This window comes from Gammaproteobacteria bacterium (assembly GCA_040183005.1).
Lineage (GTDB): Bacteria > Pseudomonadota > Gammaproteobacteria.
Genome location: JAMPIW010000007.1, coordinates 407319 through 433808 on the forward strand (window position 1 = coordinate 407319; position 26490 = coordinate 433808).

At 55.7% G+C, this 26490-nt stretch carries 29 protein-coding genes, 1 tRNA gene and 1 pseudogene; 16 read left to right on the forward strand and 15 right to left on the reverse strand.

Annotated elements, in window-relative coordinates; genetic code table 11:
• Positions 1-17: 17 nt before the first annotated feature.
• From M3A44_07765 to M3A44_07785, 5 genes are all read right to left on the reverse strand, one after another.
• Complete coding sequence (locus M3A44_07765; protein MEQ6341542.1) at positions 18-3419, reverse strand: PilC/PilY family type IV pilus protein; 3402 nt, start codon at positions 3417-3419, stop codon at positions 18-20.
• A gap of 74 nt (positions 3420-3493) precedes the next feature.
• A complete protein-coding gene (locus M3A44_07770; protein ID MEQ6341543.1) occupies positions 3494-4015 on the reverse strand; it encodes a PilX N-terminal domain-containing pilus assembly protein in 522 nt (173 codons plus the stop codon).
• Position 4016: 1 nt separating this feature from the next.
• Positions 4017-5063, reverse strand: a complete 1047-nt coding sequence (locus M3A44_07775) for a PilW family protein (protein ID MEQ6341544.1) — start codon at positions 5061-5063, stop codon at positions 4017-4019.
• Complete coding sequence (pilV, locus tag M3A44_07780; GenBank protein MEQ6341545.1) at positions 5060-5572, reverse strand: type IV pilus modification protein PilV; 513 nt, start codon at positions 5570-5572, stop codon at positions 5060-5062. Before pilV ends, M3A44_07775 begins: the two co-directional genes overlap by 4 nt.
• Before the next feature lie 11 nt (positions 5573-5583).
• On the reverse strand, positions 5584-6102 hold the full coding sequence (locus tag M3A44_07785) for a GspH/FimT family pseudopilin (GenBank protein ID MEQ6341546.1): 519 nt from the start codon (positions 6100-6102) through the stop codon (positions 5584-5586).
• 293 nt (positions 6103-6395) lie between these two features.
• Between M3A44_07785 and thiO the strand changes: the two genes are divergently transcribed.
• The 7 genes from thiO to M3A44_07820 all read left to right on the forward strand — a co-directional run bounded on the left by thiO (position 6396) and on the right by M3A44_07820 (position 10753).
• Positions 6396-7514, forward strand: a complete 1119-nt coding sequence (gene thiO, locus M3A44_07790) for a glycine oxidase ThiO (protein ID MEQ6341547.1) — start codon at positions 6396-6398, stop codon at positions 7512-7514.
• Positions 7515-7589: 75 nt separating this feature from the next.
• A complete protein-coding gene (locus M3A44_07795; GenBank protein MEQ6341548.1) occupies positions 7590-8024 on the forward strand; it encodes a transcriptional repressor in 435 nt (144 codons plus the stop codon).
• 65 nt (positions 8025-8089) lie between these two features.
• Positions 8090-8165: transfer RNA gene (locus tag M3A44_07800), tRNA-Thr, on the forward strand.
• A gap of 74 nt (positions 8166-8239) precedes the next feature.
• The gene (locus M3A44_07805) at positions 8240-8791 is read left to right on the forward strand and encodes a ParA family protein (GenBank protein ID MEQ6341549.1); all 552 of its coding nucleotides are present in this window, start codon (positions 8240-8242) and stop codon (positions 8789-8791) included.
• Positions 8728-9105: a hypothetical protein gene (locus tag M3A44_07810; protein MEQ6341550.1), complete on the forward strand. Its 378-nt coding sequence runs from the start codon at positions 8728-8730 to the stop codon at positions 9103-9105. Before M3A44_07805 ends, M3A44_07810 begins: the two co-directional genes overlap by 64 nt.
• A complete protein-coding gene (locus M3A44_07815) occupies positions 9102-10535 on the forward strand; it encodes a hypothetical protein (GenBank protein ID MEQ6341551.1) in 1434 nt (477 codons plus the stop codon). Before M3A44_07810 ends, M3A44_07815 begins: the two co-directional genes overlap by 4 nt.
• Positions 10536-10552: 17 nt before the next feature.
• Positions 10553-10753 carry a hypothetical protein gene (locus M3A44_07820; GenBank protein MEQ6341552.1) on the forward strand — a complete coding sequence of 67 codons (201 nt, stop codon included), beginning with the start codon at positions 10553-10555 and terminating at the stop codon, positions 10751-10753.
• On the opposite strand, the gene M3A44_07825 is transcribed toward M3A44_07820, so the two are convergent.
• From M3A44_07825 to M3A44_07840, 4 genes are all read right to left on the reverse strand, one after another.
• Complete coding sequence (locus M3A44_07825; GenBank protein ID MEQ6341553.1) at positions 10731-12182, reverse strand: IS66 family transposase; 1452 nt, start codon at positions 12180-12182, stop codon at positions 10731-10733. The genes M3A44_07820 and M3A44_07825 overlap by 23 nt on opposite strands.
• A gap of 590 nt (positions 12183-12772) precedes the next feature.
• Positions 12773-13669: a diaminopimelate dehydrogenase gene (locus M3A44_07830; GenBank protein MEQ6341554.1), complete on the reverse strand. Its 897-nt coding sequence runs from the start codon at positions 13667-13669 to the stop codon at positions 12773-12775.
• Positions 13670-13703: 34 nt separating this feature from the next.
• A complete protein-coding gene (locus tag M3A44_07835; protein MEQ6341555.1) occupies positions 13704-14273 on the reverse strand; it encodes an HPF/RaiA family ribosome-associated protein in 570 nt (189 codons plus the stop codon).
• 71 nt (positions 14274-14344) lie between these two features.
• Positions 14345-14740, reverse strand: a complete 396-nt coding sequence (locus M3A44_07840) for a TraR/DksA family transcriptional regulator (protein MEQ6341556.1) — start codon at positions 14738-14740, stop codon at positions 14345-14347.
• Between the two features lie 370 nt (positions 14741-15110).
• Here M3A44_07840 and M3A44_07845 point away from each other — a divergent pair, with 370 nt between their 5' ends.
• The 3 genes from M3A44_07845 to M3A44_07855 all read left to right on the forward strand — a co-directional run bounded on the left by M3A44_07845 (position 15111) and on the right by M3A44_07855 (position 17082).
• Complete coding sequence (locus M3A44_07845; protein ID MEQ6341557.1) at positions 15111-15503, forward strand: DUF2934 domain-containing protein; 393 nt, start codon at positions 15111-15113, stop codon at positions 15501-15503.
• A gap of 38 nt (positions 15504-15541) precedes the next feature.
• A complete protein-coding gene (locus tag M3A44_07850) occupies positions 15542-15991 on the forward strand; it encodes a CBS domain-containing protein (GenBank protein ID MEQ6341558.1) in 450 nt (149 codons plus the stop codon).
• A 164-nt stretch (positions 15992-16155) separates the two neighbouring features.
• A complete protein-coding gene (locus M3A44_07855) occupies positions 16156-17082 on the forward strand; it encodes a hypothetical protein (GenBank protein ID MEQ6341559.1) in 927 nt (308 codons plus the stop codon).
• A 174-nt stretch (positions 17083-17256) separates the two neighbouring features.
• On the opposite strand, the gene M3A44_07860 is transcribed toward M3A44_07855, so the two are convergent.
• Genes M3A44_07860 through M3A44_07870 form a run of 3 tightly spaced genes read right to left on the reverse strand, consistent with a single transcriptional unit; the run spans position 17257 to position 19207 of the window.
• Positions 17257-18243 (reverse strand): ribose-phosphate pyrophosphokinase, encoded by a 987-nt coding sequence (locus M3A44_07860; GenBank protein ID MEQ6341560.1) that lies wholly within the window; start codon positions 18241-18243, stop codon positions 17257-17259.
• 21 nt (positions 18244-18264) lie between these two features.
• Positions 18265-18699 carry a thioredoxin TrxC gene (gene trxC, locus M3A44_07865; GenBank protein ID MEQ6341561.1) on the reverse strand — a complete coding sequence of 145 codons (435 nt, stop codon included), beginning with the start codon at positions 18697-18699 and terminating at the stop codon, positions 18265-18267.
• A gap of 1 nt (position 18700) precedes the next feature.
• Positions 18701-19207, reverse strand: a complete 507-nt coding sequence (locus M3A44_07870; GenBank protein MEQ6341562.1) for an Hsp20/alpha crystallin family protein — start codon at positions 19205-19207, stop codon at positions 18701-18703.
• A 212-nt stretch (positions 19208-19419) separates the two neighbouring features.
• Here M3A44_07870 and dnaK point away from each other — a divergent pair.
• The 6 genes and pseudogenes from dnaK (at position 19420) to M3A44_07900 (ending at position 24350) form a co-directional block, all read left to right on the forward strand.
• A pseudogene (gene dnaK, locus M3A44_07875) lies at positions 19420-21278 on the forward strand (molecular chaperone DnaK).
• Between the two features lie 145 nt (positions 21279-21423).
• Positions 21424-21567 carry a DUF4372 domain-containing protein gene (locus tag M3A44_07880; GenBank protein ID MEQ6341563.1) on the forward strand — a complete coding sequence of 48 codons (144 nt, stop codon included), beginning with the start codon at positions 21424-21426 and terminating at the stop codon, positions 21565-21567.
• A gap of 49 nt (positions 21568-21616) precedes the next feature.
• Positions 21617-21919, forward strand: a complete 303-nt coding sequence (locus M3A44_07885) for an IS66 family insertion sequence element accessory protein TnpB (protein ID MEQ6341564.1) — start codon at positions 21617-21619, stop codon at positions 21917-21919.
• A 115-nt stretch (positions 21920-22034) separates the two neighbouring features.
• Positions 22035-22352 carry an IS66 family insertion sequence element accessory protein TnpB gene (locus M3A44_07890; GenBank protein MEQ6341565.1) on the forward strand — a complete coding sequence of 106 codons (318 nt, stop codon included), beginning with the start codon at positions 22035-22037 and terminating at the stop codon, positions 22350-22352.
• Positions 22349-22690 (forward strand): IS66 family insertion sequence element accessory protein TnpB, encoded by a 342-nt coding sequence (gene tnpB, locus M3A44_07895; GenBank protein ID MEQ6341566.1) that lies wholly within the window; start codon positions 22349-22351, stop codon positions 22688-22690. The genes M3A44_07890 and tnpB overlap by 4 nt, the downstream gene beginning before the upstream one ends.
• 151 nt (positions 22691-22841) lie before the next feature.
• Positions 22842-24350, forward strand: a complete 1509-nt coding sequence (locus M3A44_07900) for an IS66 family transposase (GenBank protein ID MEQ6341567.1) — start codon at positions 22842-22844, stop codon at positions 24348-24350.
• A gap of 109 nt (positions 24351-24459) precedes the next feature.
• Here M3A44_07900 and M3A44_07905 read toward each other — a convergent pair whose 3' ends face one another.
• The 3 genes from M3A44_07905 to M3A44_07915 form a co-directional block, all read right to left on the reverse strand.
• A complete protein-coding gene (locus M3A44_07905; GenBank protein MEQ6341568.1) occupies positions 24460-24999 on the reverse strand; it encodes a type VI secretion system Vgr family protein in 540 nt (179 codons plus the stop codon).
• Positions 25000-25016: 17 nt separating this feature from the next.
• Positions 25017-25832, reverse strand: a complete 816-nt coding sequence (locus M3A44_07910; protein ID MEQ6341569.1) for a hypothetical protein — start codon at positions 25830-25832, stop codon at positions 25017-25019.
• A gap of 182 nt (positions 25833-26014) precedes the next feature.
• Positions 26015-26488: a hypothetical protein gene (locus M3A44_07915; protein ID MEQ6341570.1), complete on the reverse strand. Its 474-nt coding sequence runs from the start codon at positions 26486-26488 to the stop codon at positions 26015-26017.
• Positions 26489-26490: the final 2 nt, after the last annotated feature.

Here is a 26490-nt window from a genome sequence, read left to right on the forward strand (position 1 = left end):
GCGTGCCATACGACTCCTTATCGACGGATCTCTTTCCAGGACAGGCGGCCTTGCGTGGTTGATTTGCCGGTCTTGACGCGCCCTTCGTCCACACTGGCGCCGGATTTGTCCCCACTGTTTGCGGTGTACTGATGATCGCCCAGGAAGGCCGATTCCGCAGCGATGGCATCCTGTTGCATCCTCCTGCCGGAAATTGCGATGTTGGTCGTCGATGTGGTTGTGACGGTGCCGGGGGCGGCACCAGTGGTGTTGCTTGTAACAGTAGTTGTCGTGACACCCCCAACGGTGGTATTGGTAGTAATGGTGGTAGCGGTGGTGACGACGGTGGTAGTGACCGTGGCGGGCAACTTGTCACCGGCATCAACCTCATTGTTATTGGTATAGTCAAATACAGAGTCGCTGGGGCGTCCTCCGTTGGTGAGCTTGGCGGCCATCAGCCATGACGATCCACCAAAGCTGCATGCGGCGTTGTTGGGTGTCATGGTGTTGAAGAATACATAGTCGCCGCGCACCTTGGGGTTGACGACCACTCGCTCGCCGGTTGCTGCGCTGGCACTGTCGAGGTCGATATACCAGCCATACTTTGTGGAGTAATCCACGGTGTTGTCGCTGAGCACACGGGCATCCGACGCGAAGCCGGTCAGGAAGGTTTGCGCCACGAGATTGCTGCGAACCAGCGCTTTATCACCTTTATCCCACACCCCATAGAAGCTCTGAGTGCTGGTGTTGGTTTTATCACCATCAACCAGATATTGGCCCGTGCCGAACAGCACCAGCAGATTAGGTGCGTTGGAGGGCGAGCTGTTGTTGGGTATGGTGGGGTGTCTTACCACCGAGGGTTTGGTAGTGATCGGCTGGGCGGTGCCCGCTGCATTTTTTGCGGTAAACAACGGTTTCGGGGTGGTGCCCTGTGAGTAGGCGACCTTCCAATTTGGATTATTTTCTGCGGTATCCGATAGATCAAATGCCCACATATTGCCTTGCAGGTCCCCGGCGTAGACACGGTCGACTGTGCCATTACCGTCGAGATCGACAGCCGCCGGTGTGCCTAGTCCGTTACGGTCGGTGGTTGATCCCGCTTTGGTGGTGATTTCGAGATAGTCAGTGCCTGGGGTCCAGACGCCGTCCAGCCCGCCTTCCAGGTAAAGAATGAAAAGCTTGGCTTCCCCTCCGTCGTTGGCTAAGGTGTTAGTGTCGTTATAGCCGTTCCCCACAATGGCTGCCCACTTGCCGTTGTTCATGAGCGCAATCGCCGGCTTGCTGAAGGTATAACCGAGATTGGAGTCATCGGCATCCGTGAACTCCCACATCACTGTGTTATCGGCAACGGTGCCATCTTCAGAAAAAGCGTTTGGATTGGTGATATCCAAGGCAAACAGGCCACGGCCGCCGGCTTCTTGGCCGCCGACGAGTATGGTTTTCCACTCCACAGTACCGCTGGTGGTGGTTTTGATATAGACATCCGACACGGTAGGGCCTTGGTCGACGTAAAAAAGATGGCTGTAGGCTTTATCTGTCAGATAGTGCAAGCCCTTTCCGGCGCTGCTGGAAAACAGGTTGTGTGGGATATAGGCCATGACCTCTTCACCGGTATCTGCGTCGAAGCCGTGCAGCATCCCGTCATTGGCGCCGACATAGACGATGCCATCCCGGTCTTTTGCTGAGCTATTCTTGTAAGTGGAGTAGGGGGGGGCGCCGGATGGCAAAGGTAGCGTATCCGGGTAGTTGAGGCTCGGTTTCCCGACATACACCGGGTTAGAGTGCACGATGTCACCCAACCGGCTGCCGCGCACGCGGAGGCTGGGGGGTGTGGCGGGGTCGCCTTCCTTGGAACGATCGCCGCGCAGGAAGGCAAGGCGGTCAGGTCCATATGCGTCTGCGGTTCCACTGGGCCCCGTCTTCAGATCATTTTGCTGCACCGTGGATAGGCCGCTGGCAGAAGTATCCCACTTGAAGGGTATGCCCTTTTTTGTGGTGGCATTGTATGTCAGGATCTTGCGGTCATTGTTTGAGAGGTCTCGAGCATCAAGCTTGGTTGCCGCGTTCCAAGTTTCTGACGTGGCGAGGTTGCCAGTGACTGAATCCAGTTTGTATGAAAGCAACTCGCCGCTCCATAGCCCGGAGTTGAATTTGGCCTGATAAACCGCGCTGCTGGTGCCCAGGGTTGCAGTATTGAATGCCACGGCCGAGGCGCTCCCAGACTGGGAGGCGATGTTCGAAATAACTTTTGCCAAAGCCTCTGTCAAAGAATCGGCATCGGTTGCGGTAAAATACTGACCCTTGCCATAGCTTGCTGCGTCTTGCAGCATCTGGTTGGCAACGGAAAAACCGATAGTGTAGGTGTTGAGGTTTTGTTTTGGAAAATCAGCGGCATCGAAGCTGGTGCCGGTAAGATCATTGGTGGCCTTTCTCAAGTCGATGTCTTGCGCGAACTTGGCTATATCGTCAAGGTAGAGCGAATAGCCTTCTTTATCCTCTGTGCCCGATGACTTGAAGCCGTCCGAATATGGGGGGAAATTGGGGTAGTCTGTTGTCACCGTGGCGGGCGCGAGGTTGTCCCAGTTCGGCAATGCGCGTGATGTATCGCTGACATCATCAGGGTCGTTGGTTGGGAAATTATTGTCATAGGTTGGCAAACCATCGGTAATGATAATGGTGAAATTTTTCTGGCAGCGGTATTGAATAGGGCTGGTATATGTGCCGCTGCTGTAATATCTGCTCATTCCCCTGAAATAGCGCGTTATTTCGTAATAAGCTTCCGCCAGGGGGGTCCAGGTGGCGGCCGTCAGGCCGGAAATGGCGTTGGTGAGTGTCGTCTTGTGGGTGGCATCAACATTCTTGCATTCTGCCCGGATGATCCCGCCCTCCTCGGTGTTTGACGGATTAAATGATGCGATACCAAAGCGCATGCCTGTGGTGTTTGTGATGAGCTTGGTCGCTTCCGCTTTGGCAACATTCATGCGGTAGTCGTTGGGAATAGTGCCGGCGACAGTAAGATCGGTATTGTCCGAGTATTTATCGAATAGGTAATTGAGGTAATTGCCGGCGTAGCGGGTGTTGTAGCCGCCGCGCGGATCCGGAAGCTTTAGGCACTTGGTACTGCTTGCAGCTTTTCTCCACAAGCCACCAAACGAGCATGTGCCGAGACTGGAAAGACTTATATTTCCGTTATCTGGATTAAAACCCCAACTGGTATTATAGGTGGTGGCGTTGTTGTACTCTGTTGCCCAGATGATGTTGTCCATACTACCGGAATTATCTATCAGGATCATGACGTTGGGTTGCACAGGCGAAGTCAGGAAGAGCGGTACATTGGACAGTGTGCCAGGCGCCGCCTGTGCGAATGGCGATGCGAAGACCAGCATGTAGGCGAGCAAGGTGCTCCAGGCGGCGGGTTTCTTCAGTATTTGCAGTTTCATGACGGTTCTCCTAACACAAGGGTGTCAGCGTAGTTCAACGAAATGGGTGAATAGGTGTGTCGATTAATAGGGCGTCAGAATCTCTTGCCGTAGTACTCTTGCAGAATTACCGTGGCATTATCGGATCCTCCCGTGCCCCTGGCGGTGATGCGAACATTGGTAACCATGCCTTCCCCGGTTGCGCATCCATAGCAGCTCTCAAGCTCCGGGTTGGTTTTTCCTGTCGTTGAAACGAACTCCACGATGTATCGTGGTTGAGTGTTCACGCCAGGGATGGCGCTGCCGCGATAGGCTATGGAAGCACCGCCAGTCCAGGTGGCGTTGCTGTAGATGTCTGGGGCCAGCGCGGTGGAGGTATTGTAGAGCCCACCCGTGCCATTGAACGCGGCGACCGCTGCCATGCCCTCGACGTATGCTTCGGCGTCTCTCAAACCCGCTTCGGCAGCCTGGAAAGCGAGGTTCTGGTCACGGCTGTTGCCCGCCATTTTTTCTTCTAGTGTTGAGGTGCCCATGGCGGTGATGCCGATGATGGTCAGCACCAGCAACATCAGCATGCTGACGATGAGTACAGATCCGCGCTGGAATGGAATGTTCATATCACAGGCCCTTATTGCGTATGCGAATGGTTGTGGTGAAGACGCGCCGCAGGCGCCGGTCCGTTGGAGTGATGGTTGCTCCGTTGAAGATATAAGGCTGCGGCTGTGTCGTGATATTGTTTTCAGAGCTGCGCAGCAACAGGCTCACGCGTACGCTGACCACGTTGCTCATGTTGAGGCCACCTGTGCCGGCGGGAAGATACCTGTTTGCCGAACCATCTGCCGGTGTGTCCGTATCTTCTCCATATAGTATTTGCATGTTTTCCACGCCCTCGGCCAGGGGTTCAGACACCATGGTGGAGCCACTGGTGAGACGTCTGCGGTAGAGTGTAGGTGCATTGTTGTTCGTCGCGTCTGTCCCGATGTAATAGGCAGCGCTTTCCATCCGCATGACTTCCGCATCGGTTTGATATGTTTTGCTTAGATTGACGCTGGTATTTGATGCCGCCGCGTGGGCGATGGTGATCACGCCGCCGCCATTGGAAACATTGGTGGCGGCGAAGATATCCGCGTTGGCGCAATCGGAAATAAACAAGATGTCGCCCGCAGCGAACATACCTGCGGCGGTTACAGGGTCAACCTGGATGTTGGCGTTTACTACGGTCATGTTGCCGGTTAGACGGACACCGGTGGGTGATGCTCTCTTGATAGCGAGCACATCTGTACCGGCCACAACATCCGCGCTGGTCAGCGTGTTTGTGGCTGTGAGGCTCACAGGGAGACTTGGGTATTCGTATCCCATGATGCCGCCCGTAAATGATGCGGTGGTGGCATCTTGGGCGATATTGTTGACGCTTGATGTCTTGCTGGCGCAGCCGGTGTATCCCGCCATGCGAATATCGTTGGTGAGAAACTGCATCGAAAACCGCCCGTTTTCCTGCATTCTTGCCAGCCCGTCCTGGACACGGTAGGTCTGCCGGCTGCTAGTGAAAATTTGCATAACGCCCGCCAGCAAAATCAGGCTGATAGTGATGGCGACCATCACCTCCACCAACGTGAGGCCGCGTTGTGAGATGCGATGTGTAATGGATGGCGCTGAGTGGTTCATGGCTGGAGGCTCACTGAAAAGCAGGTCAGGTCAACGGCCGGATCGCTGCCGCAGGCGGTGCCCGTGGCACCGGTGCGGGCGTCGTCCCACATTACGGTGATGGTGAATCGATTGGCGGCGACCCGTGTTACAGTGCCCTGGCCTGCGGGTAACGCGTTTTGGTTGGTGGTATTCCATTCGTAGGCGTCATATTGCGCCATCTGGGCGGGGGTGCAACCAGCGGCGATGCAGCCGGGATTAGATCCCGCGCCTGAGATGCCGTCGTAAGAGCCCCCAGTCACCGCAACGGGATTGGCGCGCATGCGGTCGGCCATATCGTAAGCCTGCTGGGTTGCAATGGTCCGCAGATAGGCGCCCTGGTTGTTGCGCAACCCTGCGGCCTGCAGTCCCGCCAGGCCGAGCAGGCCGATGGACAGCACCACAATTGCTATGAGGACTTCCAGCAATGTGAAGCCGCCGTGTGTCGCCTTTGCTGAGAGCGGCGCTTGTTGTCTGAGTGTTCTGTTCATGTGGGAGACTCCTAAGGACAGGCGGACCGGCTGATACCCACCCTGCCGGTGGAGGCCACATTGATGGCGCGGACTTCGTTGCCTGTGCAGCCGGGAATCGACAAAGAAAATGTGCCTGCCGAGTCGCTGAAGCCGGAGGGCTGGTACTGGATGCGTGTGGCGTTGGCAAAGCCGGCGCTGGTCAGCGTGCTGCCGCCATTAAGCGCCCCGCCCACCTTCAGCAGGGCGTCTCCTGCGTCGACATTGCCATTGGCGTTTACATCGGCAAAGGCTATCCATCCACCCGCCCAATTTGTTCCAGTGCAGGTTGCCTGATCGGTACTGATGCACACAGTGATCCGGAGGCCCCGTTTGATGGCCTCGCCGCGTGCCAGTTGCAGGGTCGAAACCAGCTCATTGGCCTGGGTTGCGATGCGATTGTTTTGTATCGTGGATCTGAAGCTCGGCACGGCAAGCGTCAGCAAAATCGCCGCGATGGCGAGCACGACCATCAGTTCAATCAGTGTGAATCCTGTGTGTTTTCTGTTCATGGCGTTGTTGTATCACCGCGATTTTTCACTGTCATGCTAAAACCGACGAACTGTGCGGTTTCCCCGATGAATGGATTGCTAGCAGCCTGTCGGACTTAGGTCGAATCTGCTGCAAAAGTGAGAGAGCGGTCCATTTTTCCGCTATTTTTCGTTAAATAGTTCCAGCTATTCTCCTCAAAATACCGAAAAACTGTCCTCGCTCTCTCACTTTTTCGCGACGATCCCCTAAGTCCGACAGGCTGCGGTCAAATCCTCAATAGGTTTATCGGCAGAGGATGTGGGATAATTAAGCTATGACAGATTGCTTGGTAATAGGTGGTGGCCTGATCGGCATGCTCACAGCGCGTGAGTTGCGGCTTGCCGGAGCTGAAGTACGATTAGTGGAACGTGGCGCGGCAGGGCAGGAGTCGTCGTGGGCGGGCGGTGGGATATTGTCGCCGCTCTATCCGTGGCGTTATCAGTACCCGGTGACGGCATTGGCGCGCTGGAGCCAGCAGGCCTATCCGGGATTGTCCAGTGAACTAGCAAACGAGACGGGCATCGACCCGGAATGGACGAAAAATGGGCTTTTGATACTGGATTCGGGTGAAAAGGAGAAAGCGCAGGTTTGGGCCGGGGAGGTGGGGGCCAGGCTTGGCCTGATTGATGCCGAAGCGACACTCCAGTGTGAACCCGGTCTGGCCGCGCTTCCCGATGAGGCATTATGGATGCCGGATGTGGCGCAGATCCGTAACCCGCGCCTGTTGAATGCCCTGAAGGTTAATTTACCGGCGATGGGCGTGGCTGTCGAAGAGCATACCGAGATAACCGGATTTGTTGTGAGAAATGATCGGGTTGAGGGTGTCGAAACTAATCGCGGGCGGATCACCGCCGGCAGTGTGGTGGTTGCCGCAGGCGCCTGGAGCGGCCAATTGCTGGCGGGGCTGGGTTATGCGCTGGATGTGGCGCCGGTGCGCGGGCAGATGATCCTGTTTCGGGCGCGCCCCGGCGTGGTATCGCGCATCGTGCTGAGCCAGGGCCGCTATCTTGTGCCGCGCCGTGATGGGCGGGTTTTGGCTGGCAGCACGCTGGAGTATGTAGGCTTCGATAAATTTACTACAGAGGAGGCCCATGCCGAGCTAAGCCGCGCCGCCATCGCCATGGTGCCGGCCTTGGCTGATTATGAGATCGAGCGCCACTGGGCCGGACTACGCCCCGGTTCACCCTGCGGCGTGCCTTATATCGGTGAATACCCGCGCGTGCAAGGGTTATTTGTCAATGCCGGGCATTTCCGCAACGGCGTGGTGATTGGCCCGGCTTCGGCGCGCCTGCTGGCCGACATCCTGCTGCGGCGAAAACCCATGCTCGATCCTGCGCCATATGCCTTGGAGGACCGTGAAAGCATAAATTCTGGAGTGAGTGTTGCGTCTTGATTTTGTGGGATAAAGCGCAATACCATAGACTTTCACTAAAGATTTGGTCTATATTAGACGATAATGATGAATGACATGAATACGCAAATGTTTGGCAACATCGACGTGGTTGATCTCATGCGTGAGCATGGCATCACCCCCACCCAGCAGCGGGTGGAGATCGCGCAGGTGCTTTTCTCCCGGCCCCAGCACCTCTCTGCGGAGCAGGTTTTGGCGCTGGTTAACCGTGACCGGCATGTGGTGTCCAAGGCGACTATTTATAATACGCTGGGATTGTTTGTTGGCAAGGGGTTGATTCGTGAGATTATTATTGATCCTGCCAAGGTGTTTTACGACCCCACCACATCTCCTCACCATCACTTTTATAACGTCGATACTGGTGCGCTGATGGATATCGCAGCCGATGCCGTCGCCCTGAGCAAACTACCCGATTTACCCGATGGCACGGTCGCCGAAGGTGTGGACGTCGTCGTGCGCATCCGTAACTGCAGAAGAGCCACAGCAGAATAATCTGCTTAACACTACATTTCTGGTTGTCCTAAGCCCCTGGTTTTATTTATACTACGCACCCTTTCGTCGGCATAGCTCAGTTGGTAGAGCAACTGATTCGTAATCAGTAGGTCGGAGGTTCGATTCCCCCTGCCGGCACCAGTTCAAGACTCTGTTAAGACTTTTTGATCGCTTTTTAGACGCCACTTGCGTGTAGCTCCCAACAAGGAGGCTGCATGTCTGTCAAAGTCACCGTTGTATCCACCAAGGGCGGGGTCGGCAAGACCACGCTGACCGCCAATCTCGGCGGCCTGCTCGCCGACCTGGGCCAAAAAGTCCTGCTCATCGATGCCGATGTGCAGCCCTCGCTCTCTAGTTACTATCCCCTCGCGGTGCGCGCGCCGCACGGCCTCTCCACGCTCATCACCCGCACCGTCACCGACGGCGTGATCTGTTCCACTGCTATCGCCCGTCTGGATCTGGTGGTGTCGGACGATCCCGAAGGGGAGTTGCAGAACTGGGTGTTGCGCACCCCCGATGGCCGGGTGCGTCTCAAGCATGTCCTCACGGCACTGGATGCGCTTTACGACATCATTCTGATCGACACCCAAGGCACCGTCGGGCCATTGCAGGATGCGGCGGTGCTCGCCGCCGACCTGCTGTTGTCGCCCACATCCCCCCCGAGATACTGCCCGCCCGCGAGTTTACCCGGGGCACGATCGAAATGCTCGACCGTCTGCGCCCGATGGCGCACTGGGGCGCCCCGGTCGCGCCGTTGCGCGGCCTGATCTACCGCCAGGGGCGCACCGCAGACGCCCGGCGCATCGTCCAGGAGCTGCGTGGGCTAACCTTCGCCCCCTCGCGCGGGACGATAACCATCCTCGATACCACTGTGCCGGATACCGTGGCCTACCGCGAGGCCGCCACGCACCACGCGCCGGCACACCGCTGGGAGCCACGCCGGAATGGCTCGACCCCCAGCGCCAGAGATACCATGATGGCTCTCGTCCATGAAATCTTTCCCCATCTGGCACATCTCACGTTGCCATCCCATCAAACCGCCAGCGTGATCAAGCCTGTCCAGGAAGGGAGGGTAGGATGAAAAAATCACTTTCAGATGAACAGTTCCGTTCCAGTTTGGTGGTCGGGCATTTCGCGCGCAGCGCAGACCTGCCCCCGCCCGGCGATCCGGTGACGGTAACAGCGATGCAGGTCCCCATCGATTTGATCAAGCCGTATGACGGCAATATCCGGCTGGTGCGAAATCCCAAGCATGACGATTTACATCACCGCATCGTAACCTTGGGGCAGGAGGGAGAGTCGCCCATCACCCGGCGTCCGGGTGATGCGCATTTCATGATTGCCAAGGGCGGCAACACCACGTTGGAGATTATGCACGGGCTATGGAAATCGGGCGATGTGCGCTTCCAGGTGATCAACTGCCGGTTCTACCCCTGGACCCGCGAAAGCGATGTGCTGGCGGCCCATATTGCCGAGAATGAAGTGCGGGGCGACAACACCTTTATCGAGAAGGCCCTGGCGCTGCAGACGTTACGCCAGCGGCTGGAAGATGAGACGGGTGAGACGCTGGGGTTGCGGGAGTTCGTGCGGCGCCTCGCCGATCCGGCATTCAAAATCGGGTTGAAAGTCTCCGTCACCCAGATGCACCGCCTCCAGTACGCCGCACAATTTCTCTACCCCCTGCTTCCCGAGGCACTGCGCGCCGGTATGGGTCCCCGCCCGGTCGAAGCCCTCCAGAAAATAGAGTCGTTGTACCGCGCTTATTGGCAAAAGCGGGGGCCGGCCGGATTATCTCCCGAGGCGCAATCCGCCGAATTCGATGCCCTGTTTGGCGCGGTGCTATCAACGCAGGACAGCCCGGATTTTGTGATCGATGAATTACGCCCCGCGCTGGAGGATCAACTGGCGTCCCTATTGGATCGTCCCTTACGCAGTATCCAGGCCGAGATCGCCGCACTGAGCGCAGGTATTGATCTGGGCGCAGATATCCCGCCTGAAACCGATGATGAGGTGACGCCCCCGCCCGCCGCACCGTCTGAGTCGGGCGCCTGTACGAGACAGCACGATTACACCGGGCCCATGGATGTGCGCTCGCTACGCAACCGCAGCTATGTGCTGGCCCTTCGGCTGGCCCAGCGCCATGGCTTGGCCGAGTGTGTCATCAATTCGCCACGCACGGGCCTGGGCTACCTGATGGACTTGCCCCGGGACAGCCTGAAGACAGAGCAATCACGCTGGGTCTGGTGGCTGTTGCTCAGTTACTCGGAGCAGATGGTCATCGCCGATGGCGAAGCCCGCGTCCCGCCGGAAAACCGCTTTGGAACCCTGGCCCTGGGGAACCAGTGGGAGGAAATATATGCCTTGGTGGAGCGCCCCAAATGGGTGGTCATGCCCTCCATTTTTTTGTGCAGCCCACATACGCGGGATGCCGATTTCGACGATGTGATGATGTTGATGCAGAACACCCGCCGCCTCCGTGGACTGGGTGACGATGCGACCCTGTGGACCTAAAGATAGGAGATGAAACCATGAAAGAAGACCATCCATCAATAATATACACGCTGTTCTGCCTGATCATTGATATAGGCGCAGCCGGTGGCCTGAAGGCCCTCCACAACGCCGGGGTGCGCAATATCACCCAGGCACACCTGGATCGCCTGACGGGTCTGACCACCGTGCAGTTGAAGAATCTTTCTAAAATCGTAACTACTCACCCCCGATTAAGTTGACCTCACCCGCGAGAGCCATTTGAATCGCAATAAGAGGATTATGTCCCTTGTTGGCCATAGTTTGCAGATAGCTTGATATTCGGCAATAAGCCTGAGCATAAATCTCTGAGCGGAAACAGCCAGAGACCTTTTGCTTCACCTTGGACATTCTCAAATCACGCTCGGCCCGGTTATTGGTGAAGGCGACATGCGGGTTTTTGGCGAACAGCAGGACGGATGCCTCATGTTTTTGCAATCGCTCCAGCAGATTGTGTGCATCTGACTTGGCGAGTTTGCCGCGTTTCCCGCTGGGCTTTTGGGGAATAGGTGGAAGCTCTTTTTCGCCACGGGTGAGAATCGTGCGGTAGCGCTTTTGCAACCGCGCCAGTGCTTCATCGGTCAATCTCTTTTCCGTGCTTCTGGAGACGGTGGCGCAGCTCTCCTGTAAAAGGCGTTTCATGTGGCGCGCCCAGGCGTAGTCATTGGCGTCAACAATGAACGTCAATTCGCGCAGCAGATGCGAGCCGCACAGGCCGTGAGAGCAGTGATCATAGGACAAGTAGGATGACCAGCAGTCATGAATGATGACGCCATCGTAGCGCGGAATAATATCGATCGACGTGATCGCTGCCGTGCCCCGTTTTCGATGTAAAAACTTGAGGGTGATCTCCCCTGCGGAGTACACGTGTATCCAGTGGTTTTGCTTATCCACCCGCAAGGAGGTCTCATCCACATGCATAGAGGGTGCTTTCAGCAGCTGTGCGGTGGCGTGCTGCTCCCACCGCTCCAAGGCACGATGAAGCCGCAGCACAAAAGCCAGAAGAGTGGCTTCAGAGATCACAACACCGATCATGGAGGTCAGCAGCGTTTGCGCGCGATTGATCGCGACCATCTGAGACACCAGTAAATTGATGACAAAGGCCTTTAAGCCATCGCCGTATTGCAACGGGCCGTGCATATCCGCCGGGAACTTCCCTTTGACCGTCGCATCGCAGACCGGGCACTGCTTGACCTCGGCATCCACATGCTCAACGACTTTCTCAAAAACAATATCGATCTTCGTCCGTCTTTCATGGTGACTACAGGGCGTATTATCCAGATCTTCGCCACATACATCGCAGAGGCGGACTCTAGAAAGAGTCACACTCTCTTTGACGCGCGTGTTTTTCAGCAGGGCGCCGTTTTCGTTTTTCCCCTTACCCTGGCTCCCCGGATGACTCAACGAGGAGTCGTCCTTTTCCGTTTGGGAGGAGGGCTTGCTGGAGTTGCGGCTGTCTTTCTTGGTTATTCTTTCCAGAAAAATGGAGAGCATCAGCTCCATCATCATGAACATGCTATTCATAAGCACCTGAGTTTCGCGAGGCACTTTACCGTCGCAACTGAGCTGCTCAAAATCCGCTTTCAACCGGCTGACTTCGTTTCTGACCGAGGTTTTGTCTAGGCTTGCCATTAATAATGGGGGGCTATACGTTTGGAATAGCCAAAGGATAACATGGCATTTTTCGACCCCCTGATAACGGTCAGATCAGGCTGAAATGGTTTTTTCGACTTGAAATGGCAAGGCGGCTCATTGAAGAGATCAAAGCCCCTGCCAGCGGCAATAGAGAATAGATTTTACACCGAGATAAGGAAGTGGTTTTTTCGATAGAAAAAACCTGTCAAGAGATTTTTAAGTTATTTTTCGTGTGAAGGGAGTGAGTAGTTACACCGACAAGATGATCGGACAAATAGATCTAGGCATCTATCAGTGGCGACAGCGGGCAGAGTTTATGCTGAGATAAGAAACCGATCTTTTGTGCTGAAAAAACCTGTCAAGGGGTTTTACAACTTTATTTTCGGGTGAGGGGGGCGAGTAGTTACAAAATTTAATAAATAGTGGCAATGATTATTTCTGTTCTCTACACAATAAGTGAGACGGCCTAATCGAGTAAGGGCCAGCGTGTAAAGCGGGAGAGTGAGGCCCATACAAGAATGTACAAATGCTGCGCGGTGAGCAACGCGCATAGCGTGTTTTTGGGACGCAACCCGAAGACAATTTATTTACGGATAGGCTGTCAGCTCTCCCCATAACGCCGCCAGTGGTAGCTCCAATAGCGACAATGCGCCCGGCTTGCAACCAGGCAAGGCACGTGCCGCGGCGAGCATGATTCGGGCCGTGAGAAACGACTCGTCAAACCGGCCCTCCAATAAGAATCGCGCGTGACCAGCTTGCCCGGATGCCGCTCTGCGCTCCAGCACGACACCATGGCCTTCATCTTCCAGGGAAGCGATGCTGTTAACGGAAAAGACCAAGGTCTCAACGTCGAGAAATTGGGGATCACTGCGAATGGCTTGTACAACTTCGTCTTGGTCCGCCCCGCTCGCCAATTCCACGTATACGTAGCGTTGGGCCTTCCCATCAGCGTTGGACAACTCAGTGGACAGCGCGTCTTTCACGCCGGGAATGGACTGTGCCGCCAGGGTATGGTGCAGGCTCAGGCCGGGGCGTCGGGTGGTCTCGGTGTGCCCCTTGGGGATCAGTAGGCCGAACAGGCAGCGAAACAGGGACAGCGCCCCAGGATCCCACCCCGCACCGACAATAGCCGCCACCTTGTGATGAAAGGCTACCCTGTAGATTTCCGCCTGGTGCTCCTGAAAGGCCTCGCCATGCAATATCGCGCACTCGACAATGGGGATGCGGCGGGATAAAAGAGATTGGGATATACCCTGCACCAAGTTGACGGGGACGCAGATCAACGCCGCATCGACTTCCGGCAATTCTCCAATATGGGCGGCACGGGGGATGGCCGAAAAGGGCGGAGGCAGTTTCTCGTTCACCTGCTCCGGGCGCCGCACAATGCCTGCCAAGACCACATCTTCGCTACCGACCATCACCTGCGCGCAGGCCCTTCCGAGCCTTCCGAAGCCGACTATAGCCAAGCGCAGGCGTTTCATCATGATTCCCTACCCCTCCCCAGTCCAGGCGGAGCGTTCAACCTGATATATGGTGCTTTCCCATCAGTCTCACAGTGCTGGCCCAAGGCCCTTCTTCTTCGACCGGTTGCTCGGTAAAACGGACCTCGCTGCCAATGGTCAATTTATCAAAGGCGTCCTCCAGTACGGCATTGCGGTGAAAATTGATTTCACGCCCGTCTGCGGTCTCGATAATGCCGGCACTTCTTTCAGGAAATAGTTGCGCAACCCGCCCATGAGAGGGCGTCTCGTGGGTTTTGACGTCAGCACGCTGACGCCGGGAGTAGTCTTCCAGTTGACGCTCGACGGCATCGAAGGCATCCCGGATCGCCACATAAACATCTTCATGGGCGTGGTGTTCCGGGGAGGCGCGGCTCGCCACGATCTCTCCATTGGGCACGGTCAGGTCAACCCGCACATGATAGAGATTACCCTGACGATGACGCGGGTTATGTAGCTCGACCATGATGCGGCAGCTCATGATGCGGTCATAAAACTCATCAAGTTTAGCAGCCCTCTTGCGAACATCAGCCTCAACCAACTCCGAGGGGGACATGTTGCGAAATGTGACTTGCAGTGGTAATTGCATATGCATCTCCTTATCCGTTCTTCTATGAAAATATCGTATGGCTACCCTGTCTTGTTGTTTTCATCCATGCTCTATAACCTGGGGCGCCCCTCCTCCGCGAAACCCTTTTCATGGTGATCCTGGCAATCGTAACAGCGCTTTGCAGTCGGATAGACGGACAATCGCTCAAAGCCAACCTCTCCCTCGCAATCCATGCACATCCCATACATGCCTTCGGCGATGCGCTGCAGTGCATCTTCGATATCACGAACTTCGTTGACGTGACGGTGGATCACAGCAAGATCCAGATCCGATAGAAGATCAGCAACGGATTCTTCTCCAATATCGTGGACGGTGGTGGCAAGATCGATGTAGTGTTCATTGTCCGATTGCAACAATTCCCGACGGATTTCCTCCAGTAATGTGGACTTTTGCGCGCGCAACCGCGCCCGGAAGTCAGCAAGCTGTTGTTGTGATAAAAAATTCATGTTAACCCTCCTCTTCTATCGATCCTTGGCCTTACCATCCTCGGTCGGCACTGCCCCCCTTGCACAACTCCCTTTTTTCCAGGTAGGTTCACTATAATCACAAAATCCATTAGGAGGAAAGCTGATTAAACAATTTGTTTGATCTAGATCAAACAAGGTGCAGATACTTTCAGGCGCGAGGGCAATTGCGCGGGAGTGTCCGTTTTATTCAGGCCACCTTATTCGGGAAATTCCGATATTTCCGTGCATATTATCGGCAAGTCAATATAATGAATCACCACTAATTGATACGGGCTTGATATAGATCAAAGAAACATCGTGTAAAATTCTTAATATGTACCCATATCTACTGCAGAAGGAGGATGTACTCATGAATGACATTAAAAAGGCTGCACCCAAGAAGTCGGCACGTACCATTGGTGAAACATCAGCCAAGATTGGGGATGCCAAGCAGTTAAAAATTGCCAAGGACACCCCGAAGAGCCTAGAAAAGAAGGATATGCTTGCAGCTGAGCCTAAAAAGGCTGCGCCCAAGAAATTTACGCTCGCCACCAGTGATGCTCCAAACAAGGCGGGGGATGTCAAGCCCCCAAAAGCTGCCAAGGATGCCCCGAAGCGCACTAAGAAGTTCACCGTTATTCCAAGTGAACGCCATGCAATGATTGCCGAAGCGGCCTATTACCGGGCAGAACAGCGCGGCTTTACCGGCGATCCCCATATGGACTGGTTGGAGGCAGAAGCGGAAATCGACAAGATGCTGTAAACCCTGGCTCACCCACAATAATCACAAGGAGAACCACCATGCCTATCGGTGAAATTTGTAACCGCGAAGTGGTATTTGCCACGCGTGATACGAGCATCCTGGAAACCGCACAACTCATGCGCCGCCATCATGTGGGCGACCTGGTTGTGGTGGATGAAAAGAATGACAAACGCATCCCTGTCGGCATAGTGACGGACCGGGACATCGTCATTGAGGTCATCGCCAAGGAGGCCGACATCAACATCCTGACAGCGGGTGACATCATGGGCCCGGAATTGGGCACAGTGAGGGAAGGCGAGGGTGTATTCGAGACGATTCAAATGATGCGCCTCAAAGGGGTGCGCAGAATGCCGGTGGTAGATCCCCACGGTGGACTGGTGGGCATCGTCTCGGTGGATGACCTGGTTGAGCTGCTGGCCGAGGAGATGAACGAGCTCGCAAAGCTCATTTCGCGCGAACAGGTCAGGGAAGCAAAAAACCGGAAATGACGATACGGAAGAAGGGCATAACCGCCCTTCTCCAACCAAGAATGTCGCCTGGGTTGGAACGCAGCCACGATGCCTGGGATGCAATTGAGGCCAAGGTTGAATTTTTAAAGAGGCCAGCAAGCTACCCGGATAAACCGCGGCAAATAGAAGCCGTGGAAACTCACATGTCATGGGTATTTCTGACCGATAACTATGCCTATAAGCTCAAGAAACCCGTCCGTTACGAATTCCTGGACTTCAGCACCGTCGATGCGCGGCATCACGATTGCGATGAGGAAGTAAGACTAAACCGCCGTTTGGCGCGTGATGTGTATATTGGCACTGTGCCCCTCATAGCTAATGAGATGGGGGGCATGCGCTTGGGTGGCGAAGGCACAGCGGTCGACTGGCTGGTCAAGATGCGCCGCTTGCCGCAGGGGCGAATGCTCGACCATGTGATAAAAAATCGCACTGTCACCGAGGCTGAGATTGCCAATACCGCAATGGTACTTGCCAATTTCTATAGGGACTCCCCACCCATTGAGATAGCGCCTTCCGAATACAAACAACGATTCGAGGCAGATATCCATGCCAACCTCCGGGAGCTGACGATTCCGGCCTACGGCTTGCCAGTGGATCGGGTGCCCAGCGTCTGCGCGGCGCAGTTGGAATTTCTCAAGCGCGCATCCGCACTGTTCGACCAACGCGTCCGCGAGGGAAGGATTATCGAAGCGCACGGCGATTTACGGCCTGAGCATGTCTGCCTGAAGCCGGAACCCGTGATTATTGATTGCCTGGAATTCAAGCGCGAATTTCGAATCCTTGATCCGGCGGATGAACTCTCGTTTCTGGTCATGGAGTGCGAACGGCTCGGTGCGCCCGCCTTTGTAGATCACCTCATCATGGAGACGTATAACCAGATCACCGGCGACACCCCTCCCGGAAAACTGTTGCACTTTTATAAGAGCTACCGGGCTGGCCTGCGGGCAAAACTGGCAGTGTGGCATCTGCGAGAACCGAAAATTCAGGATGCCTCAAAATGGCTTACCCTGGCAAGACGGTATCTTGACATGGCTGATACACATATTCGTGAGGCCGGCGCAGGTCTTTAATCGTAGCCATTTTTTTCAATTAAGGAACCTCTGATTTATTAGAGGTTCCGTGCGGTGCATGGATGCACCGCCATTTCTCGAACACGCAAGTGTTCGAGAAATGAAGAAAAACAAAAATCACATTTTTTGGTTTTCGTCTCTGAAAAATCCAAGGATGGATTTTTCAGAGTTTCCTTAAATCTCCAGCAACTCCACAAGCGAACCCCCTGAATGGATTCTTTTAATGGCCTCGGCGAATAGCGCTGCAGCATCCAGGATGACGACTTTATCTTTTACAAGTACAGGATCAAGCCGAAACGGCGGAATAGTGTCTGTAATCACGATCTTCTCCAAGGACTGATCCCCTAATACCTGGCTGGCCGCGCCAACAAACACCCCGTGCGATGCCACGGCATAGACTTTTACAGCGCCCAGGTCATGGCACGCTTTCGCTGCGCGCGCCATGGTTGTTCCGGTGCTGATCAAATCATCGATGATAATAACCACCCGGTTTTTAACATCCCCCACAATGGCCTCGCCGGTGACAATCCCTTTGCTGCGGTATTTTTCGAGGAAAGCGGTGGATATCGTCTTGCCCAGCGCCCGGCTCAGCGCCTGCCTGAACTGCTCCGCACGCTTTATGCCGCCAATATCCGGCGACACCACAACAACCTCGGCGTCCTGCACAAGCCCGGCGAAATATTGCACGAATAGTTTTCTGGCTTCCAAATGGTCCACGTGGCAACGGAAGGCATTTTGATAAGCAGCCAGATTGTGCACATCGAGTGTCACAACACGGTCCGTACCGACTGCTTCGAACAGACTGGCGACATAGCGGCTTGTCACCGGATCGCGAGACTGTGATTTCCTGTCCTTGCGCGCGTAACCAAGATAGGGAACAATCGCCGTAACACGTTGCGCAGACGCATCTTTGAGGGTGCCTATAAAAAACAGCAGCCGACAAAGTTTGTCATTGACGCTCTGCTGTAAATCGCTGTAGAGGGACTGGATAACAAATACATCCCTCCCCCGCACATTTACCAACGGACGGGATTTATGCTCCCCATCCTCGAACTCCCTTTCCTCGTGATCACTCAACGGGACTCCAAGATGCGTGCTGACTCTTTCGCCAAATTCGCGGCTGGCATGGAGAGCAAACAGAGTGATATCTTCGGCTCCCACTAAAAGTCTCCGCTTTTAGGATTACACATGTGAACGCACCCACACCACCAAGCTACTGTGATCCATCGCGCCGGCCTGGCGGGCGATCTCATGGCCACCTTTGAAAATCGCCAGTGTAGGGATACTGCGTATGGCAAACTGGGCTGCGATGGCCTGTCCTGTTTCTGTATTGAGCTTTGCCAGCCGTGCATGGGGTTCAAGTTGGCTGGCCGCCTGTTCAAATGCTGGCGCCATCATCCGGCACGGACCGCACCAGGGCGCCCAGAAATCCACCACCACGGGTATGCTATTGCGCCCGATGTGCTGCTGAAAATTGACGCTGGTAAGTTCTACGGGATGCCCACTAAACAATCGTTGCTTGCATTGGCCGCATTTGGCACCCTCCCCCAGCTTTGTGCCGGGCACCCGATTTGTCGCATCGCAGTGGGGGCAAACGATATGCAAAAAATCACTCATGTCATTTGACCTCTATGCGCGTCGTCGTTGCGCTGCCGGTTTTGGGTAATGTTACCGTCAACACCCCATTTTCATATGCTGCATTAGCGTTATCAGCGTCAACATTATGCGGCAGCAGGATAGCGCGCTGAAAGCTGCCGTAGGCACGTTCCATGACATGATAAACACCGTCGTCCGCCTCCCGCTGAAAACGTTTTTCACCCCGGACATACAGGGTATTGCCTTCAATCGAGATTGCACAATCCTCCTTTTCCATGCCCGGCACTTCCAGGCGCACAACGATTGAATCCTTGGTCTCCTTCAACTCGCCTGCAAGCAGAGCCCAACTTGGAAATCGTGTCCCGGCGGTGGTCTCCTCGACGCTTTCAATTTCCTTGCGCTTAGTGAAATGGGTCAGGGCGTCACCGCTGCGGCTCAATAATTCACGCCACCCTTCCGCCAGATTCTCCCATGCCCGGTTGAGCTCCTTGCCAATTTCCGCGCCAACCTTTTTCAATGATTCAAGCATGTTGGATGCTCCTCCATTTTAGCGGTCTATCAACAGTCGCAGGCCACTTGAGATAGACCTCATTGTCAGGGCGCCTGCAGCAACCTGGCCTACAAAAAAATACACCTAGAATTTTATAGCCAGTTTTCTCTGCAAACTTTGATCTAAATCAAAATCCATGCAGTCTTTCCTGCGCTAAGATGAATATCTGCTAAAAGTCGAAGGGAGGCAATATGGCAATCATTGGCATCGATCTGGGCACTTCCAACTCGGCTGCGGCGGTGTTGCGCGGCGGACGGCCAGTGCTGATTCCTAGTGGCGAAGGGATAAGCCTTGGCGGCAAGGCCCTTCCCCAGTTATGTAGCCATCACTGCCGATGGCCAGGTGATTGTGGGCGAACCTGCGCGGCGCCAGGCGGCGTCGAACCCTGAAGGGACCGCAACGGCCTTCAAGCGCCAGATGGGCCGGCGTGAGAAGATCCGATTGCGCGACCACGAGTTCTCTCCAGAACAGCTCTCCGCCTTTCTGCTGCAAAAAATCAAACGTGACGCCGAGGCTTTTCTGGGCGAACCCGTCACACAGGCAGTGGTCACGGTTCCGGCCTACTTCGACGATAACCAGCACAGCGCCACCAAGGACGCCTGCCGCATCGCCGTACTCGATGTGGCCCGTCTAGTGAATGAGCCGACTGCGGCAGCGCTGGCCTACGGGCTCGACCGGCTGGGGCAGGAACTGCGTATTGTGGTGATCGACCTGGGTGGGGGCACGCTGGATGTGACCATCATGGAGTTCGGCAAGGGTGTGTTCGAGGTGAAGGCCACCAGTGGGGACACTCAGCTTGGTGGAACAGACATGAACCAGGCCATCTTCGAACATCTCTCTGCCCGCTTCCGCGATCAGACAGGGATAGACACCCGCACCGACCAAAAAGCTAGCGCGCGGCTGCTGGAGGCGGCAGAAATCGCCAAGATCGAACTCTCCACTAGCACTACCGCCCATATCAGCCTGCCTTATCTTGCCTCCATAGCAGGTGAACCGCGCCATCTGGAAATGGACCTCACCCGCACCGAATTGGAGCGCGTGGTGCACCCAGTGATAGAGCGCTGCCGCGCGCCCGTGGAGCAAGCCTTACACGATGTCGCTATCATGCCGCGACTGATCGACCGTATCGTATTTGTCGGCGGCCCGACCCGCATGCCGGTGGTACGCGCCTTTTTTGAAGAGCTGTTCGGCAGACCGGCAGAGATGGGTGTTGATCCGATGGAATGTGTCGCCAGCGGCGCCGCCATCCAGGCTGGCGTGCTCACCGGCCAAGTGGGCGACATCGTGCTGGTGGACGTCACGCCGCTCACCCTGGGGGTAGAAACCCTGGGCGGGGTGGCCACGCCGCTGATTGCGCGCAACACACCCATCCCGGTGAAAAAGTCAGAGACCTTCACTACTGCCGCAGACATGCAGACCTCGGTGACCATACATGTGTTCCAGGGCGAACGGCCCATGGCTAGTGACAACACCAGCCTCGGCGAATTCAACCTGGACGGCCTACCGCCCGCCCCACGCGGTGTGCCTAAAATCGAAGTCACTTTCGACATCGACTCCAACGGCATACTCAGCGTCTCTGCCAAGGACACCGCCACAGCCAAATCCCAGTCGGTGCGCATCACCAGCTCCACCCGCCTCCCCGAGGATGTGAAGCGGCGCATGATAGAAGAGGCCGCACACTACGCTGAGCAGGACAAAAAACGCCGAGAGGAGGCGGATAAGCTCAATGCGGCAGACTCGGTATGCTATCAGGCAGAAAGGACGTTGGCTGACTTTGGGGCAAAACTTAGCGAAGACTTGCGCAAGCGTATCGAGTCCAACCTGCGAGATACCCGTGAGGCGCTTACCAAGCGCGATGCGGCACTTGCCACCGAACGCGCGGAAACGCTGAAAAAAACATTGCAGGAGGCCGGGAGTGTCATCTACGCACAAACCGGCAGCACCGGCACGGGTCCACAACCACAACCCGATGTCGGCAACCTCAACAGGAGAGGCGCGGCCAAGCGGCTCAGGGCCATGCGGGCGAGTGGTGGGTGCAGAATACCACTAGTGTCCGGTTAAGTTAAAAATTTCCGAGCCAAGATTGAGTATTGGCGCGGGTTGCAGAGCGATTTATTTTGGTGCCGATTTGAAATCAATTTTCGCATATCCCAATTCGAGTAATTTCCAGAGATCAATTTCTCTGGAGGTGGACTATGAATCTGGGCAAGACGCTGTTCGCGCAACTTATGGAGTTTGTGCCGTGGACGAGCTTTGCGCGCATCGTGGCTCGCTATGGTGGCGATTCCGGTGTGCGCGTATTGAGTTGCACCGTAAGCGGCCAGCCGTCCCACCTGTAGTTTTCCGCGAAGCCCGTGCACTCTTGCTGCTTTTTCGGAGGGACTCCAGATGGCGAAGAGGCATGGGCAGGAATTCTGGCGAGAGCATCTTGAAGCCTGGCGTCGAAGTGATCTGACGCAGAGGGAATACTGTGCGAACCAAGGGTTGGGTGAGAAGGCGTTTTATCGCTGGCGGCGCAAGGAGAGGGAAGCCGTTGCATCGGCAAAGTCATCCCTCACCTTGGTGCCGGTCAGCGTGGGTGCACCGGTAACGGGGAACGTCGTACGGCTCCACAGTCCGGGCGGTTGGAGAATCGAGCTGCCGACAGAGGGCGCACCGTGGCTGGCCGACCTGTTGCGGCAACTGCCATGATCCCCACGCCCGCACAAGTCTGGCTGGTGGTCGAACCGATGTAAGCGTCCAGCCGTCCCACCTGTTTTTATAGTTACCCTTGCGCCACCCTGTGGTTTTCACAGGAGAGCGGCACATGAATATGAAATCGTTGGAGGCAAGTCGCCACTACTGGCAGCAGCACGTCGCGGCCTGGCGGTGTAGTGGCCTGAAGCAGATTGATTATTGCAGGCAGCATGGACTGGTGCCGAAGCAGCTTCGCTACCGGATCGCCAAAGACCGTCGAAACGACGTTTGCGTGAGCGGCACGGATGCGGTCACGCTGGTGCCCGTGCAGATCGAGGAGGTCAACGGTGCTGGGTTGGTGTTGCAGAACGCGGGGGGGTGGCAGCTCACGCTGCCGTCCGGTGTTTCGGCAAGCTGGCTGGCAACCTTGCTGCGGGGCTTGTCATGATTGCGCAGCCGCATACGATCTGGGTGGCGGTCGCGCCGATGGACATGCGGGTGGGCATCGATGGTCTGTCGCTGCGGGTGCAGCAGGCGCTGGGCAAGGCCCCCTGCGATGGCTCGGCCTATGTGTTTCGTAACCGTCGCGGTGATCGGCTCAAGGTGTTGCTGTGGGATGGCAATGGCGTGTGGTTGTGCCAGCGCCGGTTGCATCGGGGGCGCTTCGTCTGGCCGCAGGCGGACAGTCCGGTCTGGTCATTGGAACTTGCCCAATGGCAGTGGCTGATTGCTGGTGTCGACTGGCAGCGGATGTCGGCCCAACCGGCGGCCGACTGGCGTTTGTGACGATTGAAGCCGCCATGAAAAATGGTGAATAAAAACCTGTATTTATGCGGCTTTCTGCGGTGTTTCATGGTATAATTTTGTCATGAAAAACGTTGCCGAAGCAGCCCTGCAAGACGCTCCTGTCGCTCTCAAAAACTGGGCTGTGCTGGCGATGCAGCAGCTCGACGAAAAGAGTAACAAAGTACAACAGTTAAGCGATCAACTGTCACTGCGCGACCAGCAGCTCAAACACGCCGACCTCAAAATCCAGGCCCTGACCTTCGAACTCGCCTACTACAAGCGCATTCGCTTTACCAACAAGAGTGAACAATTCTCCTTGGAGCAGCGCGAGTTGTTCGAGGAAAGCTGGAATACCGACACCAGTGCGCTGGAAGCCGAAGTGGAACAGGTGGCATCTACCCGGCAACCCAAGCGCGAACGCGCCGGTCGCCAGCCGTTGCCGAATCATCTCCCGCGTATCGAGCATCGCCATGAACCAGAATCGTGCACCTGCGGCCAGTGCGGCAAGGATCTGGTCAAGATCGGCGAAGACATCAGCGAGCAACTGGATGTCGAGCCCGCCCGCTTCTTCGTGCATCGCCACATTCGTCCGCAGTATGCTTGCCGTGCTTGTGAGACCGTCAGTGCGGCGCCGATTCCGCCGGCGGTCATCGACGGCGGCATGGCGGCGCCGGGCTTGCTCACCTGGGTGATGGTCAGCAAATTCATGGATCACCTGCCTCTCTACCGGCTGGAGCAGATCGCGGCCCGCAGTGGGGTTACCCTGTCACGCTCCACCTTGGCCGAATGGGTAGGTCGCATTGGCGTGGCACTCCAGCCGCTGGCCGACCGGCTGGCCGAGAGACTCCGCCAGCGCACCGTCCTGCACGCCGACGAGACCCCGGTGCAGCAACTCGACCCCGGACGGGGAAAAACGCTACGCGCCTTCCTCTGGGCCTACCGAAGTTGCGATCTCGAACAGGGAGACCCCCTCGTCCTCTTCGACTACCAGGCCGACCGGCGCGGCAAACATGCCAGGAACTTCCTGCAAGGCTGGAAGGGTGCCCTTATGGTCGATGATTATGCCGGCTACAAAGGCCTGTTCGCCCACGCCGTGGTGGAACTGGCGTGCCTGGCCCATGCGCGGCGGAAATTCTACGATCTGCATGCCGCCCATCAGAGCCCGATTGCGGCCGAGGCATTGAAGCGCATTGCCGGACTCTACGCCATCGAAGATCAGGGCAAGACCCTGGGCATCGAAGATCGTCATGCATTACGCCAGCAACACGCCAAGCCGAAGCTGGACGAATTCCATGCCTGGCTCCAGCGCACACGGCTCACCACCGCCACGGGTAGCGGCACCGCCAAGGCCATCGACTACAGCCTCAAACGCTGGGATGCAATCAAGCGCTACCTCGGGGATGGCCGTTACCCCATCGATAACAACCCGGTGGAAAATGCTATCCGTCCTATTGCGCTTGGTAAAAAGAATTGGCTGTTCACCGGCAGTGAACGCGCGGGCCGCCGCGCCGCCGCCATCCAGAGCCTGTTCGCAACGGCGAAACTCAACGGCATCGAGCCGGCTGCCTGGCTGAAGGATACGCTGGAGAAACTGCCGACCTGGCCTAACAGCCGCATTGATGATCTGCTGCCATTGCGGTCTGTACAGACATCAGGCTGAGTTGTATAGATGGGGCGGCTGGACGCTTACGAAGGATACGCTGGAGAAACTGCCGACCTGGCCTAACAGCCGCATTGATGAGCTGTTGCCGTTGCGGTCTGTGCAGGCATCAGGCTGAGCTGTACAGGTGGAGCGGCTGGACGCTTACGCGCCAGCGGTCCATGCTGTCGCGCTTCATCACCGCGCCGGGCTGGGTGAAGTCGATGTCGGCCTGCGCGTTGGGGGTAAACGCCCCGTTGTGGTCGGCGATGACCAGGGTGTGGCGGCCACGTGTGGGACTCACAGCATCCCCCTCATGTTCGTAAAAATAGAACAGGCCCTCTTCATTCATCAGGCGTTCGACGAAGGCCAGGTCGGTTTCCTGGTATTGGGTGGTGAGCGAGCGCGTGGGGTAGAGGCCGGGGTCGGCGATGTCGAGCCGCCAGGCCGGGGCGAGCGCGCCTTGTCCTTCGTAATCCCGGAAGACGGATTCGAGGATTTCGAAGACGTTCATGTCCTGATAGGTCGTGGCATCACGGCTTGCCCCCAGAAACACCGTCCAGGGCTCGACGACCAGGCGATAGCGGGCCAGGCCGCCATTGGCGCCCACCGCCTCGATCTTTGTGATGTGGCCGTGGAAGGGGCGTAACGCGGTGCGGCTGGAACATATCGGTAGCCTTTTGTGAACTACTTGCTTCCTATCTTTGTTTCGTTCCCGACACAGGATTTCCGCCCATCCGCAGGAACCCCGCGCGGCACGATTGATCGAATGCCATCAAGAAAAACAGTCGGGAATGTTTTTGTGGCGGGTTCAAAAACTTTGCAAAGCTTGTCATTGCAAAAAAACTGGTAGACGTACATTTCGCGCAGTTTCCCGCCATCTTCTTTCTCCCAGCTCATTTGTAAACAGTGCAGCTTGTAGATTTCTGCCGCCTTCGTTTCGTCTGTGATAAACGCCTCCATCGTCGCTTCCGCCTGGGCTCTCCCATGGTCGGTCGCACTTTTTGGGATCCAGTAGCCGATGGCGAGCACATAAACAATCAACATGATGCCGAGTCCAGCAAATGTCACGATTAATCCGGGCGAGTGTTTTTTAGCGGTTGGCTTTTCAGCAGATTTTTTCTGCCTGAGTTTTGGAAAGCGCTGTTGAAGTTCGCCCACAAACATCATGAACCCGCCGAGAACAATCACAGAGATGGCTAAGATCCAAAGGAAAATAACGCCATAAGAGGCATTCGCTAGATATCCCCAGTAAAGTGTTTCTTGAAAACTAATAGGCACTTGCGAGATGTCTACACTAAAGCCACTTAGGTATCCCTCACGATAGCCTTCGCCTGAAGCGAATAATATGATTGTCGAGAGTGTGAGCAGCGCTCCTGCCCATGCGCCAATGTGCTGCGTCGGTAGTGGTGTCTTGGGGAGAGAGTCTTCATTCTTGGATAGGGGCGCTCCATTGGGAAGAATGAGCTTCGGTTTAGACGATTTGGGAGTATCATGTTCCATGATTTACTGGCTCCTCGTAGTACCCACGCACAACGCAGATGTTGGCTGAGCGAGTCCATGGGGTTGTGTAATCACTCTTGGGCTGCTCTGGCAGGGAAAGGGACAGGCGATGGTGAGATGTTGGGCTTCGCAGGCTCAGCGCCAACCTACAAACACAACTTACCGCGTTTAAATTTAATTTTTTATGGTTTTCGAATAATTTCTGGCATGAGGATGCAAAGTGATATTTCAAGTTCCTTCTTACTGTTTATTGATTCACTTTTGACTTGCCGCAGACCTGTAGTTAGGCTGTACATTTTTGGTTTAGGTTGATCGCCATATACGATGATCCCGTCGAATCCGTCATTTGCCTCACCAAATGGTTTTTTAAGTATTCTATTCAGTTTCGCTATTGCTTTTGTTTCGTGCTTTATGATCGCTGAATTTATCAGTTCCTTTGAGATTTCAGGGGGTCTGCTACGCATAAAAATCAATGCGTCGTTGTTCCAGCACAAATCGTCCCCATGATTGAGGTAATTTCGTATTTTGTTATCAACTTCGGATGGCTCTTTCGAAAGATTTACCCATACAATATAGGGACCCTCAACAGAGCCAGCAAATGCGTTCAAGCATGCAAAAAGTGCAGCGATAATCAATAATGACTTTTTTATAAACATAG